Source organism: Phormidium sp. CCY1219 (assembly GCF_055795085.1).
The window spans coordinates 1-508 of the sequence record NZ_JAYFEQ010000137.1; the positions used below are offsets into that span (position 1 = coordinate 1).

Consider the following 508-nt stretch of genomic DNA (forward strand, 5'->3'; position numbering starts at 1 on the left):
GGAAAAGCGCCTTTAAAAGTCCGACTTTGGACTCTTTAAGAATCCCTCGGATTTATCCGTAGGGAGTATCAAAGTTGCAAATCCACTTCGGAGGATAACCCAATGGGTCAACGTCTCAAAAGTTGGGAGTCTCCTCGCAAACCCGGGAGAAACACCAAAGGCAAAGGCGGTAGCGCTCGCCAACGACAACTCAAGAAGCAGCAGAAAATGTTGCGGAAAAAACTCAAGGGGGAAACCCCAGGAACAGATAAAAACCCACAGCAAGAGAAGAGAATGCCAGTTCTCTTCTCTTTTTATTTGGCGATCGCTAGTTAAAAAAAACGACCTTTTTCCCCTCTAAACCGCAGCTTTTGACCGCGAAAAACTCACCTTATTAATTTGTAAAAAACTACTGGTAAGTTAGGCATCGCCCACCTTACAACTCTCGCTCCTTCTGCAATTTAATTGTTGACCAACCGCATAAAATAACAATGATTAACCTCAAAGTAATCACTCAATTGTATGGTCA

General features: G+C 43.3%; 1 protein-coding gene. It reads left to right on the top strand.

Annotated features, from left to right (window positions below; translation table 11 throughout):
* The first annotated feature begins 102 nt into the window (after positions 1-102).
* Positions 103-315: a hypothetical protein gene (locus AC0QH1_RS00740; protein WP_324628809.1), complete on the top strand. Its 213-nt coding sequence runs from the start codon at positions 103-105 to the stop codon at positions 313-315.
* Positions 316-508 lie beyond the last annotated feature (193 nt).

Bases quoted from the DNA above. Each gene is read 5' to 3' on its own strand.
- AC0QH1_RS00740 (WP_324628809.1), top strand. From the start codon at position 103: ATGGGTCAACGTCTCAAAAGTTGGGAGTCTCCTCGCAAACCCGGGAGA.